The organism is Chryseobacterium carnipullorum, assembly GCF_900142785.1.
Classification (GTDB): domain Bacteria; phylum Bacteroidota; class Bacteroidia; order Flavobacteriales; family Weeksellaceae; genus Chryseobacterium; species Chryseobacterium carnipullorum.
The window spans coordinates 16,604-34,974 of sequence record NZ_FRCD01000007.1 but is presented as its reverse complement, the minus strand read 5'-3'; the positions used below and the strand labels follow the sequence as shown (position 1 = coordinate 34,974).

The window sequence follows — 18,371 nt, the reverse complement described above, 5'->3', positions numbered from 1 at the left end:
AATGTGAAAACTATGAATTTTATATTATTAAAATAAATAATAATTAGTTTTTTAGTTAAAAAAATTAAATAATAGTAGAATATTTTAATAAAATATAAAATAGTAGTAACTTTGGAAAAAACAAAAAGACACCCCATGAAAATGATGAATTATTATAAAATCAAAATAATAATTTATTTTTTTATGTCTAAAAGTATGCTGAAACTTTTGTTTTTGTTCATTACTGCTGTCCCCATTTTGGCTCAGAAAAAATATGGCTTCGATCAGATCTGTGAAAGGACGTCCGTTCAGACTGTTCCGAAAGATATTCCGAAGGCGCTGAAAATAGCAGATTCTCTGTATAGGTCTGCGGAAGCTCCTTTGGATAAAGTCAAAAGTCTTTTACTTTCTGCCGATCTCTATCATTCTGCCGGTGAATTCAAAAAATCTATTTGTTATGCAGAAAATGCGCATTCCTTATTAAATCAGATTGACGATGCGGAATGGCTTTCGAGGGTCAATGAGTTTCTGGCTAAAGAATACCGTCTGGTAGGCCTTCATGAAAGATCAAAAAAATATACATTACAGGGTATAGAAAGCTCAAAACTCATCACTGACTCTCAAACACGAGGTGAAATACTCGGACTGCTGAATCAGGAAATGGCTTATTACGAAATGGAGCAGGGAAGTTATACAGATGCCGTAAAATACATAGAATCCTCACTGAACTCTTTCGGAAAAGATACCATAAAGGAGCATGACAGAGCTGTAGCTGCTTCTTACCAGATCCTTGGTGATATCTATTTTAGACTTAAAGATTATGCTGTTTCAGAAAACTATTACCGGAAAGCAGAATCCATGCTTAAAGAAAAGTGTTGTGTCCTTGGCCTGGTTTATAATGGCCTGGGCGGTATCCGTCTGAAACAGAAAAACTGGGAAGATGCTGAAATCTATCTTAAAAAAGCAGAGAATATAGCGGACAGCTCTCGAAGTCTTAAGCTCAAAAAAGCAGTATATTCCAATATCAATGATTATTATGAAGGAACGGGAGATAATTATAAAGCTTCCCTTTATGCCGTAAAATATGTAAAAGCATACGACAGCCTTACCGCCAGGAATCGTGAATTTGCAGTGATAGCTCCGGAAAATGTAGGAAAACTCAATCAAAAAAGTACACAAATCAGTCTTGTAAAAAACACGGCTATTATCTTATTGCTTATTTTACTCATCGGGATTGTTGCTTTTTTTAAAGTAAAACAGAAAAAACAGCGCTCTAAATTCAGGAATATTATAAGAACGCAGCTGCAAATGATCAGTTCCCGAAGTGAATCTTTACCTTTAAAAACAGAAAATACCGATTTTTCAAACATTTCTGTAGAGGAAGTAGATGACAGAGCAGGAGTATCCGACAAAAAGAGGAATGAATCTCTCATGACGTCCGAAACCGAGTCTAAACTCCTCGAACTTCTTGAGGAATTTGAAAAAGGGGACCTTTATAACAACAAGAATATGTCGTTATCTTTTCTTGCTGCAGAGCTTAATACCAATACAAAATATTTGTCCTACGTCATTAACCAGCATAAAAATGCTGACGTTAAAACCTATGTCAATCGTTTAAGGATCAATTATATCATTGATAAACTGATCAATGACGAAAAGTACAGGCAATATAAGATCAGCATCCTTGCAGACGAATGTGGTTTTTCTTCTCACAGTAAATTTGCTTCGGTTTTTAAAGCCGTAACAGATTTTTCTCCCTCAGCATATATTAAGTACCTGGATGCTGAAAATCAATCAGATAAAAATGTTCATTTTCCTGAAAACAATTAAGAAGAAGGCTGTTTTTATGAATTCTGTCTTTTCATTTTCATGAAAACTGATAACCTATTGTTTTACGTAAGACATTCACATCGATATCTTTGCGCAGCTTTACGGGAATGAGTCTACTGCAGTTTGTCACTCACTTTTTTAATCTTTTATTCTTTGTAAAGCAGAGCAGCGATCAAAACTAAAACTAAAAATTACTAGACGGTGTAAAATGTCTGCCAATTATTTTACACAAACCATGAAAACTTTAAACTAGTAAATTAAACACATGAAGACAACTTTTACGGTCGTGTTGGCCTCCGTTTTTTCTAATGCTGCCTTTGGCCAGATAGGAATCAATACACCAACGCCAATTGCGAGTCTGGACATCGTCGCAAAAAGAACCGACGGATCCACAGCTGAGGGGGTGCTGCCCCCGAGGCTTTCAGGGGAAGAAATCAAGGCAGGTGATTCCCAGTACACAGAGAGTCATGCAGGTACTATTATTTATGCTTCGGCACCGGTAAGAATATCCAGCAGCAAAACGGCTAATATTACCGCCGCCGGACTTTATTATTATGATGGTAAAATGTGGCAGAGAATGCTGCCCGGGGACCCCAGAAAACTGAATCCCCAGTCTGCAGGAGATATTAAAAACTCTATGCAGCCTTCAGATCATAACGGATGGTATTTGCTTAATGGAAGGTCAGTTTCCTCTCTTCCATCATCTGCACAGACGTCTGCGGCTGGCTTAGGATTTACGACACGTCTTCCCGACGCATCAGATAGGATTCTGAAAACACGAAATGGTGCCGAACTACTGGGAAGTCAGGGCGGAAATAATAACATGACGATTACCCGTTCGAATCTTCCGGACATTAATCTGATAGGAGTGGTAAGCGGAACGGCGGAAAGTGCGGGAGCACATATCCATACTTCAGATGAGGGAGGTTTCCTTTTGGGAGGAACAAATGTAGGAAATAATGGTTCAGGTCATTATCAGGGGAACAGTGATTCGTCCTCTTGGGGAGGAGTCGGAATGATGGGGAGTACCGCTATTTCCGGTGCCCACATCCATTCATTGTCAGGAATTGCCACAATTCCTACAGGAGGAGTGGGAGCAACAATGGATAACAGGTCTGCTTATCTGGTAGTCAATACCTTTATCTATCTGGGTGAATAGCCCGGTAGGAGCAAAGATTTTATAATACAATCGGGGTTGATTGCCCGGTTTTTTTCAGTCAAGTTTTTTTAAGTGCAAATCCGCAGCTATGGCTGCGGATTTGTTATTTTATTTAGTCTTGAGACTGTCTGATTTTACTTTTACAGTATCATGAGAAGCAGGAGCAGGTTCAGAATTGGCCACAGCAGAATCTCCCATATGATTTCTTAGAGAGTCTTTATCATGCTCATTTTTGAATTCTTCTCTTTTCTCTTTGTTCTGGGCACAGCTTCCTAAAATCATAACTCCAAGAACAGCTCCGATCCATAATTTTTTCATAATAATTAATTTTAATGTTTAATATGATCAAATATAGAGAAATATTGACAGTTTTATGAAATTTTCTCCTATATTATAAGATAAAATTATTTTTAATGTAATACTAAGGAAAATGAAATCATCTTGTTAATCCAAATTTTTGAAATTCAACCTTTTTCTTTGCATCGTCAAAAAAATCTGCAGAACTTTCATCTGCAGATTTTCCATTTTTAAGATCGGAATCTGTTTCTATTTAGCCGGACGTGGAGCAGCAACCGAATCTACTCCCACACTGTCTGTTACCGCCATCTTTGATGAATCTGTCGCTACCTGTGCTACCATTTTGGTAGTAACTGTTGCCGTAGAATCATTACTGCTTGATGACATTGAAGATTCTTTGGTTCCGCAGCTCACAACGACTAATCCTAAACCTACAGCTGCTAACAATAACTTTTTCATACTATTTTATTTTTTAGTGTTATGAATAAATGTTCAATAACTATTCCTAAGTAGTAGTGTAAAATATTAAAAGATAGGTAAAGTTTGTTAAAAGGTGTTAGAGGGAGGTGCCAGATGATTGGTAGGAGGTTTCATGGATTAGGGAGTTCTATTCCACAGTTTAAATAATAGTCATGATGATTCACTGCTTGTTGTGAACGATTTATAAAAAAGGCCACGGAATAAAAATTCCGTGGCCTCTGTGATTATTCATTGTTCGTACTGATCATAACGAACAATTCATATCGTATATTTCTTATCCCAGATATGGGTATTTATAGTCTTTTGGAGAAACAAATGTTTCTTTTACGCTTCTTACAGACGTCCATCTTAGTAAGTTCATTTTAGAACCAGCTTTGTCATTGGTTCCTGAAGCTCTACCACCACCGAAAGGCTGCTGTCCAACAACGGCACCAGTAGGTTTGTCATTGATGTAGAAGTTTCCTGAAGCATTTTCTAAAGCTTTGAAAGCTTCATTGATAGCATAACGGTCTTGTGCGAATACAGAACCTGTCAATGAATATGGAGACGTAGAATCAACTAATTTTAACGTTTCTTTCCAGTCCTGATCTTCATATACATAAACAGATAGGATAGGTCCGAAGATCTCTTCTACCATACTTTCGTAATGAGGATTGGTAGTTTCAATAACTGTTGGATGTACAAACCATCCTTTAGAATCGTCAAATTTTCCACCGATAGCGATTTCAGCCTCACCGGAAGCAGTCGCTCTGTCGATATACCCTTTACATTTTTCGAAAGAATTTTTATCGATTACCGCATTAACGAAATTAGATGGATCCTCCGGAGAACCTACTTTAATAGATTTGATCTGAGCTTCCATTACTTTTTTCACATCAGCCCAAAGAGATTTAGGAACGTAAGCTCTTGAAGCCGCAGAACATTTCTGTCCCTGGTATTCAAAAGAACCTCTTACCAAAGCAGTAGCTACCGCTTCTACATTAGAAGAAGGGTGAGCAATAACGAAATCTTTACCTCCTGTTTCCCCAACAATTCTTGGGTATGTTCTGTAGTTATGGATATTGTCACCGATCATTTTCCACATTCCCTGGAATACTTTCGTAGACCCTGTAAAGTGAAGACCTGCAAAATCAGGATGTGCCAATACTTTCTCAGCAGTTTCTTTTCCGTCTGTGAAAACCATGTTGATTACTCCTGCAGGCAGACCCGCTTCGATTAATACATCCATGATTACTTTTGCAGAATAAACCTGCTTGTCAGAAGGCTTCCAAACCACTACATTTCCTAGCATTGCCATACACGTTGGTAAGTTTCCGGAAATCGCTGTAAAGTTAAATGGAGTTACCGCAAAACAGAATCCTTCCAATGGTCTGTACTCTACACGGTTCCAGATTCCCGCATCAGAAACCGGCTGCTCAGAATACATTTCAGTCATGAATTCTACGTTGAATCTTAAGAAATCGATAAATTCACACGCTGCATCGATCTCAGCCTGGTGTACGTTTTTAGACTGTCCGATCATCGTTGCTGCGTTGATCACGTCTCTGTAAGGTCCAGCCAAAAGATCGGCCGCCTTTAAGAAAATAGCTGCACGGTGTTCCCAGCCCAGTTCGTTCCATTCTTTTTTAGCTGCTAATGCCGCGTTGATGGCGTCATCTACATGCTGCATCGTACCCTTGTAGTAAAACCCGAAATCATGAGCATGATCCTGAGGAGACTGAAGCTGAACTTTTTCGTCAGTTTTCACCTCCTTTCCGTTGATGAACATAGGAATTTCTATCTTCTCAGCCCACATCTTTTTGTAAGTGGCGATAAGGCTTTTAACTTCAGGAGATCCCGGTACATAAGAATTTACCGGTTCATTGACTGCAAATGGTACTTGCGAAATTGCTTTTGACATACTATGTTGTATTATTTTAAATTATAAATAGGTTGGTATACAAATTTACGTTTTCATTTTGAAAGGAACAATTTCTTCAAATACTTCATCCTATTATTTAACATAAATTGGTTCTTAAAAACTTTACCTATGAAAAAAGCAGTGAAGTTTACTGCTTTTCTCCAGAATAAAATAATGAATTCAGGAGGCCGTCCCATCTAGTGGGTTTTCAACTTCGATTTCTTTGAACATAGTGGCAGGTAATGCCGTACGGATTACGCCTAAAGATTATAGGACGCCTTTTTTCAAGAACAGGATTTCGGTTTAAATAGGAAACTGGAGGATGGATGTAGGAAGTACTGATTGTCAAAATTGTTCAATATGCCATTTTAAATGAATACTGAAATGTGGTTACAGATCAATCAAAACTGAAAAATTATAGAGAGAATCTAATAACTTCTATCTTCATTCTATCCTACATTTTCTCGTTTTCAAGAATCTTCAGCACCAGCTTTTCCTCCTGTGTAAGGCTGGCCTTTCCATCGTTCTCCTCGATCTGTTCCAATTCATCAAAGTATTTTTTGATCGTATTATTTTCGTAGAGATTGATTACCAGAGGGTGTACATAGTATTTCCTGCAGACCGTGCTGGTATTTCCAAGATGTTCGGCTACAATCTCAAGAGCTTCTTTCACTTTCTTTTTATACTGTGAATCGTTTTCTGCATAGCCTATTTCCTTAAAAGCAATAAGTGCACTCACGGTTCCGGACCAGGTTCTGAAATCTTTAGCCGTAAAATCTTCACCGCTTATTTCTTTGATATATTCATTCACCATTCCTGAGTCTACCGAATGGCGGTTTCCTTCATCATCAAAATACTGGAATAGCTCCTTTCCCGGAATATCTTTACACTTCTGGACAAGCCTTGAAAGTCTTCTGCTTTTAAGGTTGATATTGTGCATAACGCCCTTCTTTCCTTTAAATGAAAAAGAAATCTTTTGCCCGTTAATTTTTACATGTTTATCCTTTAAAGTGGTAAGGCCAAAAGATCCGTACAGTTTCTCATACGCATTGTTACCAATACGAATATTTGTACGCTGCATCAAACTGACAATTAATGCCAATATTTTTCTCTTCTCGAAATTTCTTATGGCAAGATCCTGCTCCACATGAAGTCTGATATCAGGCAGTGCATACCCGAACTGAAGCATTCTGTAAAATTTAGTATGATTTCTTAAAGCACTCCACAATGGGTGATAGCGGTACTGCTTTCGGCTTTTCACATCAAAACCTGTGGCCTGAAGATGACCATTATCTAGCGCGCATATCCATACATTTTCCCATGCTGGAGGGATGACCAGCTTATTGATCCGGGTAATTTCTTCTTTGTCCTTAAGCTTTTCGCCGTTTTTGTAGTAAGAATACTTTTTTCCTGTTTTCTTACGGGTAATCCCGGCCGTTTCCGCATCGGAGGTATATACAAGATGTACCGCCTTTGCGGAGGCTTCAGGATCCTTCATGATCTTGATAATTTTTGAAGGCTTCAGGTGAGAAATGATTTCCAGATCTGTATTCTTCTCCATAGAAAATGGTTAAGAGTTTTTACCCCGAGAAAAGATCAGAAAGAGGACTACTACCACCGCAACGACCAGGATAATTCCCCACCACATTCCTGCCTTAAAAATAGTTTCTATTGCTTCACAACTTGTTAGTGTCAACATAGTGAATATCGCCAAACTGAATAAAGTCAATTTTCTCATGATATAAATATTTTTGTGTTGTTAAACTCTTTGGTTATCGGCTTTCCAGGTTTTGATCGATCGTTTGATCTCATCGCCTGACATATTTTCTTTAATGGCTTTGTTCAGAAGTTCTTTGAACTCATCATCATAGGCGAACCTTAGTGCAGCAATCTGGTCAAATCTCAGCTGATCTGCCACTTCATCAGATCGCTTTCCGAAAATCTCAAAATAACGTTGTTTGAATTCAAGCATCACCATTCGGTTTTGAAGTCCCAGTGCGTAATGCTGTCTTGTCATAAAAGCCAGGTAGAAAAGCAGAAATATCACGATTGAAAACAATGTCCACGTTAATTGGTGTTCAGGATCATTCCGGATTTTATAAATTCCATAAATTTCCAACGCAATTAATAGCGGAAGGTAAATGAAATGATGTGGGGGATAAAATTTCCTGTGATTTTTATAATTCTGCTCTCTCATACGATGAATAGTAGCAATTATCTTTCCAAAATTTTATATGTTTAGCAATTATGTTGTTTTTGTGGTATGTAAATGTATAATAGATTCAATGTTGCTGATTATTCTTAACGAATCATAAAATATGTAATTCTTTATTTAACAGGATTATTTATTTCAAAATGATTATCCGTTTTTGATGGTTCTTAAAAAAAAGAAATAATTGCAATTATACCTATTTATGCTGTAAATGGAGAGGAGTAGTATTTTAAAAATATTCATATTTATCTTTAAAAAACACAGGTTTTAATAGGTTTTGAACCAAGAAAAATCTACAATTTTCTCAACAGCTAATTCTCAAAAACGTAACAGATCAAATCCATTGATGAAGAAAGAATAACCAATCATTAGTGAAAATTGACCTGAGATTTCATTTTTAAACCTCAATTTTTTCGTAACTTTCGGTGTTTAAAAAAGAAAAAAGAATGACTTCAAAGGAAAAAGTTGTTGCACTTCGTGAAGAGATGCATAAAAATAATGTTGATGCATTTATAGTATATTCCGCAGATCCGCATATGAGCGAATATCTGCCTGAAGAATGGCAGGAAAGATCATGGTTGTCAGGATTCCTGGGTTCTGCCGGTTTTGTGGTCATTACCAAAGACAAAGCTGGACTTTGGACTGATGGAAGGTATTTTACGCAGGCTGCCATTGAACTGGAAAATTCCGGAATTGATCTTTTCAAAGACGGAATGGAAGGAACTCCCAATTATATAGACTGGATTATTTCTGAAACACCTGAAAACGGAAAAGTAGCCGTTAATGCCGTAGCCACTTCAAATGCCAATTGGGAACTGCTTTCGCAAAAACTGCAGTCAAAAAATATAAGTTTAACAGATCTTCCTCTATTAAAGGAAATCTGGAAAGACAGAGGAACCCCTTCAAAAAATCCGATTTTTGTACATCCTGTAGAAAGAGCTGGAAAATCAGTTACGGACAAATTGGGGGCGATCCGTCAGAAAATGGAAGATCAGGGAACTACCGTTCATATTATTTCAAGTCTGGATGATGTAGCATGGACCTCCAACTTAAGAGGAAGTGATGTACAAAGCAATCCTGTATTTTTAGGATATATCGTTATTACAAAAAATGATGCAGTCCTGTTCACAGATCTGGAGAAACTTGAAGTGGAGGCAAGAAAGCAGATGGATGAATCTTTTGTAAAAATGATGCCTTATGAAGAGTTTTACCATTACCTGAAAGCATTTAAAAATGAAAATATACTGGTTTCTCCGAACAGTAACCAGATGATTTTTGAAACCTTACAAGCAGACAACAAGTTTACAAAAGCTCCGGTTCCGGGTAATCTGATGAAAGCTCAGAAAAACGAAACCGAACTGGAAGGATTCAGAAAAGTGATGGTAAGAGATGGAGTAGCCATGGTGAAATTCCTTTACTGGCTTACCCATAATGCAGGAAAAGAAGCCATGAATGAATATTCTATCGGCGAAAAACTGAGAGGTTTCCGTGCAGAAGGAGACAATTTCGTGGGAGAAAGCTTCGGCAGTATTGTTGGCTATAAAGATAATGGTGCCATCATGCATTATTCTGCAAAAAGTGAAGGAAGCAAAGAGGTTACCAATGATGCAAGTATTCTGGTAGATTCAGGAGGACAGTATCTGGAAGGAACTACGGATATTACAAGAACTCTTTCTTTAGGTGCGGTTTCTGATGAGTTCAAAAGAAATTCTACATTGGTATTGCAGGGATTGATCCGTTTATCAATGGTTAAATTCCCGAAAGGAACAAAAGGCGTTCATCTGGATGCCATTGCAAGACTTCCGCTCTGGATGGAAGGGAAAGATTTCAACCACGGAACAGGACATGGAGTCGGAAGTTTCATGAATGTCCATGAAGGACCTCAGAACATCAGAAAAGACATGAATCCTCAGGATCTTCTTCCTGGAATGGTTTGTTCCAATGAACCGGGATACTATCTTGAAGGAGAATATGGAATCAGACATGAAAACCTGATTGCGGTAAAAGAAGCCGAAAAAACAATTCACGGAACGTTCTATGAATTTGAAACCCTTACATTCTGCCCGTTCTTTAAAGATACCATTGTAAAAGAAATCCTTTCACAAGAAGAAATTACCTGGTTGAATGATTATCACAGAACATGTGAAGAAAAAATAGGCCCTTATCTTGAAGGAGAAGTTAAAGAATGGTTCCTGGAATTGGTAAGCCCTCTTTAATCATCCTAAAATGTGAATAACAGTTGATGGTGAATGGAAAATAGTCAGTTTTGAACTTTCAAAATATTAATCCTTAACCATTGAATTTTATATACTGAACATTAATAATTGTTAGATAAATTCTTGAAGCCCTGCGGATGTCTCTGCGGGGCTTTTTTATCCAAACAACCGTATTTTCACGGATATAATTCTAGGGATTCCCCTGACAAAAACAAATACCAGGTGGTCTATCTTTGCATCAGTAACAAGACATCATTCATATCTTCATACACTTAGTAAATTCAAAGCAGTAAGACCATTTCGTCATGAAATGGTTTTATTTTTTTATCAAAAACCAGACATTAAGATCTTTTGAACCGTTCGGGACACTTAATTTTTGAAATACTCTATGATTTGTTTAATTTCGCGATCAACATCCCGCGGTAGGCTTTATCACCTTCCTGAATTATAATTTGAAAACATGGTAGAAGATTTTTTCCGCAGTTTTAATGTATTCTCAGAAAATGAGATCAGTGATTTCCTGCAGCTTTTTGAAGTCAGAAAAGTACATAAAAATGAATTTTTTGTACAGGAAGGTGACCGATGCAGGGAAATAGCATTTATAGTATCCGGCATTTTTCGTTCCTATTATATTTCAGATGAGGGAAAAGATATGACCTACTGTTTCAGATTTCCCAATCAGCTGATGGCCAGCTACTCGTCATTTATTTCAGATTCTCCCAGCAGAGAAAATATGCAGGCTATTACTGATGCCCATCTTATGGTTTTAAAGAAAGATGCCATCGATCAGTTTATAAAAATGGATCTCAACTGGACAAAATTTTTGAAGATGATCGCGGAGCAGGAATATCTTGAGCTTGAGGAGCGGTTTTTCCAGCTTCAGAGGGATAGTGCCGCTCAGCGTTATGCATATCTGCTCGGGAATCAGCCGGATTATGTTCAGAAAATTCCGCTGCAATATTTAGCTTCTTATCTGGGAATTACCCAGCGACACCTTAGCCGGATCAGAAAGGAAGTTACGCTGTAAATAAAATTGACATCATTTGTAATCATAAAATATAACTGGAAAGGGATTGTTTTTTGGACATTTGTCCTATAGCCTGGATAGGTAGCTTTATAATTTTGTAAAAAAAAATATATGGAGCATAATATTCTAGTTATTGGAGGAAACGGTCTGATAGGAAAAACGATGATCAGAATTTTAAAATCAAGAAATCCTCATCTGTCTGTTTTCGTTGGAGGGAGAAAAGGTAAAAATACAGGAAGTGATCTGAAAATTGATGTGACTCATCCGGAAACCTTTCACATTATTAAGGAAAATAAAATAGATCTGATCATTCTTTCGGTCAATGATAAAGAAGATCATGTTCTCCGGTTTGCCATCGAAAATAAAATCGATTATCTGGATATCACCAAACCTACTCCTGACCTTGTGAGAGCATACAGCATTGCCAAAAACAGAGACGTACAGAGCAGGATTGTATTCAGTTCCGGATGGATGGGAGGCATTGTGAACGGGCTTGCTAAAACCATTGCAGATAAGGCTGCCGACATTCAGGAAGTGAAACTTTTTGTGTATTATTCGGTGAAAGATCTTGCCGGTGAAAGTTCCGCTCATTTTATGGCTGAAAATGTGGCAAAGCCGTTTATCAGGTATCAAAATAACCGACAGGTTCCGATCAAACATTTTTTAGATTCTGAAAACTTTAATTTTTCTTTTGGCATTGGGACCAGAGAAGCCTATAACTTTGATGTACCGGATTTATATATTTTAAATCAGATTGAAAACGTCCCTAATGTGAGTGTGAAGATGACTTACAATTCAAAGTTTATCACGTGGCTTTTGGGAGCCTTTCAAAAAATAAGACTTTTCAATATTTTGTCATTAAAGGAAAGGCGAATGATTTTCGGATCAAGTGGAAAGGGGGACCAAAGTGTCTTTGAAATCGTTGTCAAGAGTAATAATGAAGTAAGAAAGTTAAGTCTGCAGAGCACAAAAGGACAGGCAGAATTAACCGCACTTTCTGCGGTGTTGCATACAGAAGAGCTGCTTATGAGTCCCCATGAAAACAAAGTGTATTTCAGTCATCAGTTGCATCAGCCATCAATATTGATGGACAAGCTTAAAGCCTATGAAACCATCAACATACAATCTGTATCATGAAAAAAATAGCCATTATCAACGGGCATCCGAATAGAGATTCTTTTAATTTTGGAATAGCAGAAGCTTATCAGGAAGGAGCCAGAAATTCGGGAGCTGAAGTAAAAGTTATTACCATCGCTGAACTCAACTTTGATCCTATTCTTCATTTCGGATACCAGAAAAGAATGGAGTTGGAACCTGATTTGCTGAAAGCCTGGGAGATTATACAGTGGGCAGATCATCTGGTATGGATTCATCCGGTATGGTGGGGCGGTTTACCTGCATTGATGAAAGGTTTTATAGACCGGCTCTTCCTTCCGGGATTTGCTTACCAGTATAGAGAAAATTCGGTTTGGTGGGATAAACTGCTGAAAGGGAAAACAGGCCATATCATCACGACACTGGATCAGCCGGGATGGTATTATTGGCTTCTTTATGGAAGACCAAGTGTGAATCAGCTGAAAAAATCAACGCTGGAATTTTGTGGTGTAACACCGGTGAAAGTAACTTATATCGGAATTATAAGAAATTCTACGGATGTACAGCGTGTGAAATGGCTTCAAAAAGTGAGAGAACTCGGCAGAAGACAACAGTAAATTGTTATTGCGGGGAACGAAGTGCCGAAGCGATCTCATAATAAATTGGCCGTGAAGGTGAATTTAATTTCCAACAGCTTTTAAATACGAATAGCACTTTTAAAAATCACAGATGGTCATTAATTGATCGTATTGCTTAAGAGTTGTAATATGATAAAACTTTAGTCATTGACAACAGGGAATCTGATAATGGATAAAAATCCCAAAAGCTCCAATCAAAGCCATAGACAATCTGTATAAAAAACGCTGTCACACATTAGCATGAAAAACCTTAAATTTGCAAAATGAATAAGGATACGATTTGCGCACTGGCTACGGCCAATGGAGTAGGAGCTTTAGGGATTATCAGAGTTTCAGGAGACGATTCTTTAAAGGTTGTCCAGAAAAGTTTTCCGGGTAAAAATCTGGAAAAGCAAAAGTCTCATACCATTCATTACGGTTATTTTATGGATGGGGAAGAAGCGATTGATGAGGTGATGATTTCTATTTTCCTGGCTCCGAAAAGCTTTACTACAGAAAATTCTGTGGAAATCGCTTTTCACGGCTCCCCGCATATCGGAAAACGTATTCTGGAAACTTTGACCCAAAACGGGGCAAGAATGGCGAAAGCGGGTGAATTTACCCTTCGTGCATTCATTAACGGAAGAATAGACCTTTCGCAGGCGGAAGCTATCGCAGACGTGATTGCCTCTGAAAATGAAGCGTCCCGGAAAGTAGCGATCAATCAGCTGAAAGGAGGAATTACCAATGAAATATCGGTCTTGAGAACGGATCTTCTGAATTTCGTTTCCCTGATCGAACTTGAACTGGATTTTGCAGAGGAAGATGTGGAGTTTGCAGACCGGTCAGCGCTTAACGGGTTATTGGATAAAATTGAATTAAAATTAGACTCTCTTATCGATAGTTTCCAATACGGAAATGCCATTAAAAACGGAACTGCGGTGGCCATCATCGGAAAGCCGAATGCAGGAAAATCAACGCTGTTAAATGCCTTATTGAAAGAGGAGAGAGCTATCGTCAGTAATATTGCCGGAACCACAAGAGATACGATTGAAGAGATCTTGCATATTAAAGGTCATGCCTTCCGTCTGATTGATACGGCAGGACTGCGTGATACGGTTGATGAAATTGAAGCCATCGGTGTGAAAAAAGCCAAAGAAAAGGTAGAAAATGCTAATATTCTGGTTTACCTTGCAGATGCCGCTACAGAAGATTATTCAGAAGATATCGAAATGATAAAATCTCTGCAGAGAGATGATCTGAAACTCATCATCTGTGCTACAAAAATTGACGAAGTACTGCCTCCTAAATATGAAGCGGTAGAAGATATTTTCAGAAATGAAATCGCCCAGGATTTTGATTTTATCAGAATATCTGCCGTAGAAAACCAAAATATCCAGGATCTTAAAAACGAATTGTCTTCTTACGTTGAACAATTAAAATCTCAGGAAAATAACGTCGTTATTACGAATCAAAGACACTTTGAAGCTCTCCGAAAGTCCTTGGACGCCACCCATAAAGTGAAAGAAGCCATTTCTTTCCGGATCTCTACAGAATTGCTGGCCTACGAGCTGAGAAATGCTTTGGAACATCTTGGAGAAATTTCCGGTGAAGTAACGAATGATGAGGTGCTGGGGAATATTTTTTCTAAGTTTTGTATCGGAAAGTAGGTGGCAAATTTCCGCACTCCATATTTTAGTTCTATAACTTAAAATCATAAGGTGTTTATGATCATTTTTTGAAATATTTTTAAGACTCCGATAACATTGTTATCGGAGTCTTTTCTTTTTAATATACCTTTTTTTATTTACTGTTTTGCTTAAAAAAGACTTTATAAATTTCGTATTTTGCAATACTTTTTCAAATTTCAAAAATGGCAATTAAAAAATCAGAACTATATAGCTCATTATGGGCGAGTTGCGATGAATTACGTGGCGGAATGGACGCCTCTCAATATAAAGATTACGTACTTACGATGTTGTTTGTAAAGTACATTTCAGACAAATACAAAGGTGACCCGTTTGGAGCAATTACCGTTCCCGAAGGCGCATCTTTTGATGATATGGTAGATTTGATTGGAAACGCTGAAATTGGTGATAAAATTAACAAGCAAATTTTGAATCCCATAAAGGAAGCGAATAAGCTGAATGAATTTCCTGATTTTAATGACGAAAGTAAATTAGGCAAGGGAAAAGATTTGGTCGATACGGTTTCTAACTTGGTACGTATTTTCAACGATCCGAGTCTGGATTTCTCCGGTAATTCTGCTGAAGGCGATGATATTCTGGGCGATGCTTACGAATACTTGATGCGCCATTTTGCTACCGAAAGCGGAAAGTCGAAAGGACAGTTTTATACGCCTGCCGAGGTTTCGAGAGTATTAGCAAAAGTGATTGGCATAAACCAAAACAATTCGTCGCACCAGACAATGGCTTATGACCCAACCTGTGGTTCCGGTTCACTTTTATTGAAAGTGATGAATGAAGCGGGCAAAAATATTGACCTTTACGGACAGGAAAAGGAAACCACCACTGCCAACTTAGCGCATATGAATATGATTCTGCACGGTGCCGAAACCGCCACCATTATTGCAGATAATACTTTGAGTCGTCCGTTTTACAAAGAAGAAAATGGCTCACTCAAAAAGTTTGATTACGTTGTTGCCAATCCGCCTTTTTCGTTGAAAAGTTGGAGCAATGGCGTAAATGTGGACAGCGATGAACACAACCGTTTTGCTTTAGGCGTACCGCCGGAGAAGAATGGTGATTATGCTTTCCTTCTGCATATTTTACAATCTTTAAAAGCCAATGGAAAAGGAGCGGTGGTATTGCCTCACGGTGTTTTGTTCCGTGGGAATGCTGAAGGTGAAATCCGTAAAAATATTTTAAAGAAAGGCTATATAAAAGCCATTATCGGTTTGCCTGCCAACCTGTTTTACGGTACGGGCATTCCGGCTTGTATTATTGTGTTGGACAAAGAAAATGCCGAACACCGCAAAGGATTGTTTATGATTGATGCGAGCAAGGGCTTTGTGAAAGACGGCAACAAAAACCGATTACGGGAGCAGGACATCCGCAAGATAACGGATGTGTTTGATGCTTTTGCCGAAGTACCAAAGTTTAGTCGAATGGTGTCGATGACAGAAATTGCCGACCCTAAAAACGATTACAACCTCAACATTCCGCGGTATATCGATACGCAGGAAGCCGAAGATATTCAGGATTTGGCGGGGCATTTGCAAGGCGGCATTCCACAGAAAGATGTGGAGGGTTTGCAGGCGTATTGGGATTTATTCCCTTCGTTGAAAGCCGATTTGTTCAATCCGGTAAGAGCAGGTTATTTTGAATTAAAAGTACCTGCGGAAACCATTAAAACCACCATTTTCAACCACCCTGAATTTGTAGCCTTTAATACAAAAATGCACACCGCTTTTGATAAATGGTTGCACGAACAACAAACGGAGTGGAATGCTTTAGATAAAGGTTTTGCCGTAAAAGAAGCGATAGAAACATCGGCACAAACCATTCTGAGCCATTTTGAAAACAATGCCTTGGTGAACCGTTATGCGATGTACCAACACCTGATGCAGTACTGGAACGAAGTGATGCAGGACGATTTTTATTCCATTGCTTTAGACGGCTGGAAGGCAGCAAACGAATACACCCGATTGGTCATCAAAGGGAAAAAAGGAAAAGACGGTAAAACTGCACAGGATAAAGAGATTGCAGGTTTGGCGGGTATTGAAGGCAGAATGGTAACGCCGGAAATGATGATACATTATTTCTTCAAGGAACAAAATGACAGTTTGCAGGATTTAGAAAATCAACTGAACCTTACGCAGGAAGCCCTTGCGGAAATAGAAGAGGAAAACAGCGGAGAGGAAGGCATTTTCAGTGATTTGGAAAAACTCAATCTTAAAAATGTAAAAGACTTTTACAAAGAACGTAAAGCCGATAATGCCTCTAAGGAAGAATTGAAATACATCAAAAACTATATTGATACGCAGGAAGCTTTGGGTGGCATTACCAAACTGATAAAAATTGCAAAAGAGAATTTGGAAGTAAAAGTGGTGGCGCAATATCCTTTATTAACCGAAGCCGAAATAAAAGATATGGTGATTAACCACAAATGGACGCCCGTATTGCAACAGGCATTGCAAAGCGAACAGGAAAAGCTGAGCCAAAACCTTACGCAACGCATTAAGGAACTGGCAGACCGCTACCAACAGGCTTTGCCAACTTTGGAAAACCAAACAGCGGAAGCTTCGCAAAAGGTATTAACTCACCTGCAAAAAATGGGATTGGTATGGTAAAGGAAAGTGTGATGAAGCAGACGGAGATTGGTTTGTTGCCAGAGGATTGGGATGTAATAAACTTAGAGAAAAATTTTACTTTAAAAGCAAGAATAGGATGGCAAGGTTTAACAACGGCAGAATATCTTGATAACGGTAATTATGGATTAGTTACAGGAACTGATTTTAAAGGTGGATATATTGATTGGAATAATTGCGTATTTGTAGAAAAAATGCGATTTGACCAAGATAGAAACATTCAACTTAAAAACGGTGATGTTCTTGTTACAAAAGACGGGACAATAGGAAAAATAGCTTATGTTGATTTTTTACCCAAACCGACAACTTTAAACAGTGGAGTTTTTGTTGTAAGACCTAAATCTAATAGTATTAGCAATAGGTTTTTCTATTATGTTTTAATGTCATTTTATTTTGACGACTTTCTTCTCAAGATTACTGCTGGTTCTACTATAACACATCTCTATCAAAAAGATTTTGTCAACTTTAATTTCGTTTGTCCTCCCTTACCCGAACAAGAAGCGATAGCGGAAGCCTTGAGTGATGCCGATGCGTGGATAGAAAGCTTGGAGCAACTCATTGCCAAAAAACGACTCATCAAACAAGGAGCAATGCAGGAATTGTTGACACCTAAGGAGGATTGGGAAGTGAAAAAGTTGGGGGAGGTAACTATAGATGGAGGATTGATTAGAGGTCCATTTGGCGGTGCTTTGAAGAAGGACTTTTTTGTCAAAAACGGATATAAGGTTTATGAACAAAAAAATGCAATCTATAAATCAGTCCACCTAGGAAAGTATTTTGTTGATACTGCTAAGTTTAAAGAATTAGGAAGATTTGAAATTAAGGCTAATGATTTTATTCTTAGTTGTTCAGGCACTATTGGAAAGCTATTTAGGATACCGCAAATATTTCAAAAAGGTATTATTAATCAGGCTCTTTTGATTATAAGGCTTAATTCTACAATCATTGATTTCGGGTATTTTGGACATATATTTCAATATGATACAATACAATCAAAAATTATTGATGACACTCAAGGAGGAGCAATGAAAAACTTGGTGGGAATGTCAGAATTCAGAAATACAGAAATTCCATTACCATCCCTCACCGAGCAAATCCGCATCGCCACTATATTATCGGATATGGATGCAGAGCTGGAAGCTTTGGAAGTGCAACTGGGCAAAGCAAGAAAGGTAAAACAAGGGATGATGCAGGAATTGTTGACGGGGAGAGTGAGGTTGGTGTAAAAT

15 protein-coding genes are annotated in these 18,371 nt (G+C 38.1%); 9 read left to right on the top strand and 6 right to left on the bottom strand.

Annotation, left to right across the window (positions count from 1 at the left end; all coding sequences use genetic code 11):
- Positions 1–183 precede the first annotated feature (183 nt).
- Positions 184–1,809: a tetratricopeptide repeat protein gene (locus BUC06_RS09165; RefSeq protein ID WP_167367411.1), complete on the top strand. Its 1,626-nt coding sequence runs from the start codon at positions 184–186 to the stop codon at positions 1,807–1,809.
- Between the two features lie 265 nt (positions 1,810–2,074).
- Positions 2,075–2,968 (top strand): hypothetical protein, encoded by an 894-nt coding sequence (locus tag BUC06_RS09160; protein WP_073332823.1) that lies wholly within the window; start codon positions 2,075–2,077, stop codon positions 2,966–2,968.
- A gap of 108 nt (positions 2,969–3,076) precedes the next feature.
- On the opposite strand, the gene BUC06_RS09155 is transcribed toward BUC06_RS09160, so the two are convergent.
- The 6 genes from BUC06_RS09155 to BUC06_RS09130 form a co-directional block, all read right to left on the bottom strand.
- Positions 3,077–3,286 (bottom strand): hypothetical protein, encoded by a 210-nt coding sequence (locus tag BUC06_RS09155; protein ID WP_073332821.1) that lies wholly within the window; start codon positions 3,284–3,286, stop codon positions 3,077–3,079.
- 228 nt (positions 3,287–3,514) lie between these two features.
- The gene (locus tag BUC06_RS09150; RefSeq protein WP_073332818.1) at positions 3,515–3,724 is read right to left on the bottom strand and encodes a hypothetical protein; all 210 of its coding nucleotides are present in this window, start codon (positions 3,722–3,724) and stop codon (positions 3,515–3,517) included.
- Between the two features lie 295 nt (positions 3,725–4,019).
- Positions 4,020–5,645, bottom strand: coding sequence for an L-glutamate gamma-semialdehyde dehydrogenase (gene pruA / locus BUC06_RS09145; protein WP_073332816.1), 1,626 nt, complete (start codon positions 5,643–5,645; stop codon positions 4,020–4,022).
- Positions 5,646–6,099: 454 nt separating this feature from the next.
- Positions 6,100–7,206, bottom strand: coding sequence for a DNA topoisomerase IB (locus BUC06_RS09140; protein WP_073332813.1), 1,107 nt, complete (start codon positions 7,204–7,206; stop codon positions 6,100–6,102).
- A gap of 9 nt (positions 7,207–7,215) precedes the next feature.
- Positions 7,216–7,383, bottom strand: coding sequence for a phosphatidate cytidylyltransferase (locus tag BUC06_RS09135; RefSeq protein ID WP_073332811.1), 168 nt, complete (start codon positions 7,381–7,383; stop codon positions 7,216–7,218).
- 21 nt (positions 7,384–7,404) lie between these two features.
- Positions 7,405–7,842 carry a DUF6526 family protein gene (locus BUC06_RS09130; protein ID WP_073332808.1) on the bottom strand — a complete coding sequence of 146 codons (438 nt, stop codon included), beginning with the start codon at positions 7,840–7,842 and terminating at the stop codon, positions 7,405–7,407.
- Positions 7,843–8,303: 461 nt separating this feature from the next.
- Here BUC06_RS09130 and BUC06_RS09125 point away from each other — a divergent pair, with 461 nt between their 5' ends.
- The 7 genes from BUC06_RS09125 (at position 8,304) to BUC06_RS09095 (ending at position 18,368) form a co-directional block, all read left to right on the top strand.
- Positions 8,304–10,073 carry an aminopeptidase P family protein gene (locus BUC06_RS09125; protein WP_073333312.1) on the top strand — a complete coding sequence of 590 codons (1,770 nt, stop codon included), beginning with the start codon at positions 8,304–8,306 and terminating at the stop codon, positions 10,071–10,073.
- 460 nt (positions 10,074–10,533) lie between these two features.
- A complete protein-coding gene (locus BUC06_RS09120) occupies positions 10,534–11,100 on the top strand; it encodes a Crp/Fnr family transcriptional regulator (RefSeq protein ID WP_073332806.1) in 567 nt (188 codons plus the stop codon).
- A gap of 111 nt (positions 11,101–11,211) precedes the next feature.
- Entirely contained in the window at positions 11,212–12,237 is a 1,026-nt protein-coding gene (locus BUC06_RS09115) for a saccharopine dehydrogenase (RefSeq protein ID WP_073332803.1), read from the top strand.
- Positions 12,234–12,812: an NAD(P)H-dependent oxidoreductase gene (locus tag BUC06_RS09110; RefSeq protein WP_073332800.1), complete on the top strand. Its 579-nt coding sequence runs from the start codon at positions 12,234–12,236 to the stop codon at positions 12,810–12,812. The genes BUC06_RS09115 and BUC06_RS09110 overlap by 4 nt, the downstream gene beginning before the upstream one ends.
- 284 nt (positions 12,813–13,096) lie before the next feature.
- Positions 13,097–14,482, top strand: a complete 1,386-nt coding sequence (gene mnmE, locus BUC06_RS09105; protein WP_073332797.1) for a tRNA uridine-5-carboxymethylaminomethyl(34) synthesis GTPase MnmE — start codon at positions 13,097–13,099, stop codon at positions 14,480–14,482.
- Between the two features lie 269 nt (positions 14,483–14,751).
- The gene (locus BUC06_RS09100; protein WP_394363679.1) at positions 14,752–17,124 is read left to right on the top strand and encodes a type I restriction-modification system subunit M; all 2,373 of its coding nucleotides are present in this window, start codon (positions 14,752–14,754) and stop codon (positions 17,122–17,124) included.
- The gene (locus BUC06_RS09095) at positions 17,118–18,368 is read left to right on the top strand and encodes a restriction endonuclease subunit S (RefSeq protein ID WP_073332790.1); all 1,251 of its coding nucleotides are present in this window, start codon (positions 17,118–17,120) and stop codon (positions 18,366–18,368) included. Before BUC06_RS09100 ends, BUC06_RS09095 begins: the two co-directional genes overlap by 7 nt.
- Positions 18,369–18,371 lie beyond the last annotated feature (3 nt).

Bases quoted from the DNA above. Each gene is read 5' to 3' on its own strand.
- BUC06_RS09095 (WP_073332790.1), top strand. From the start codon at position 17,118: ATGGTAAAGGAAAGTGTGATGAAGCAGACGGAGATTGGTTTGTTGCCA.
- BUC06_RS09130 (WP_073332808.1), bottom strand. From the start codon at position 7,842: ATGAGAGAGCAGAATTATAAAAATCACAGGAAATTTTATCCCCCACAT.
- BUC06_RS09160 (WP_073332823.1), top strand. From the start codon at position 2,075: ATGAAGACAACTTTTACGGTCGTGTTGGCCTCCGTTTTTTCTAATGCT.
- BUC06_RS09120 (WP_073332806.1), top strand. From the start codon at position 10,534: ATGGTAGAAGATTTTTTCCGCAGTTTTAATGTATTCTCAGAAAATGAG.
- BUC06_RS09140 (WP_073332813.1), bottom strand. From the start codon at position 7,206: ATGGAGAAGAATACAGATCTGGAAATCATTTCTCACCTGAAGCCTTCA.
- BUC06_RS09155 (WP_073332821.1), bottom strand. From the start codon at position 3,286: ATGAAAAAATTATGGATCGGAGCTGTTCTTGGAGTTATGATTTTAGGA.
- BUC06_RS09100 (WP_394363679.1), top strand. From the start codon at position 14,752: ATGGACGCCTCTCAATATAAAGATTACGTACTTACGATGTTGTTTGTA.
- BUC06_RS09165 (WP_167367411.1), top strand. From the start codon at position 184: ATGTCTAAAAGTATGCTGAAACTTTTGTTTTTGTTCATTACTGCTGTC.
- BUC06_RS09125 (WP_073333312.1), top strand. From the start codon at position 8,304: ATGACTTCAAAGGAAAAAGTTGTTGCACTTCGTGAAGAGATGCATAAA.
- BUC06_RS09115 (WP_073332803.1), top strand. From the start codon at position 11,212: ATGGAGCATAATATTCTAGTTATTGGAGGAAACGGTCTGATAGGAAAA.
- mnmE (WP_073332797.1), top strand. From the start codon at position 13,097: ATGAATAAGGATACGATTTGCGCACTGGCTACGGCCAATGGAGTAGGA.
- BUC06_RS09135 (WP_073332811.1), bottom strand. From the start codon at position 7,383: ATGAGAAAATTGACTTTATTCAGTTTGGCGATATTCACTATGTTGACA.
- BUC06_RS09110 (WP_073332800.1), top strand. From the start codon at position 12,234: ATGAAAAAAATAGCCATTATCAACGGGCATCCGAATAGAGATTCTTTT.
- BUC06_RS09150 (WP_073332818.1), bottom strand. From the start codon at position 3,724: ATGAAAAAGTTATTGTTAGCAGCTGTAGGTTTAGGATTAGTCGTTGTG.
- pruA (WP_073332816.1), bottom strand. From the start codon at position 5,645: ATGTCAAAAGCAATTTCGCAAGTACCATTTGCAGTCAATGAACCGGTA.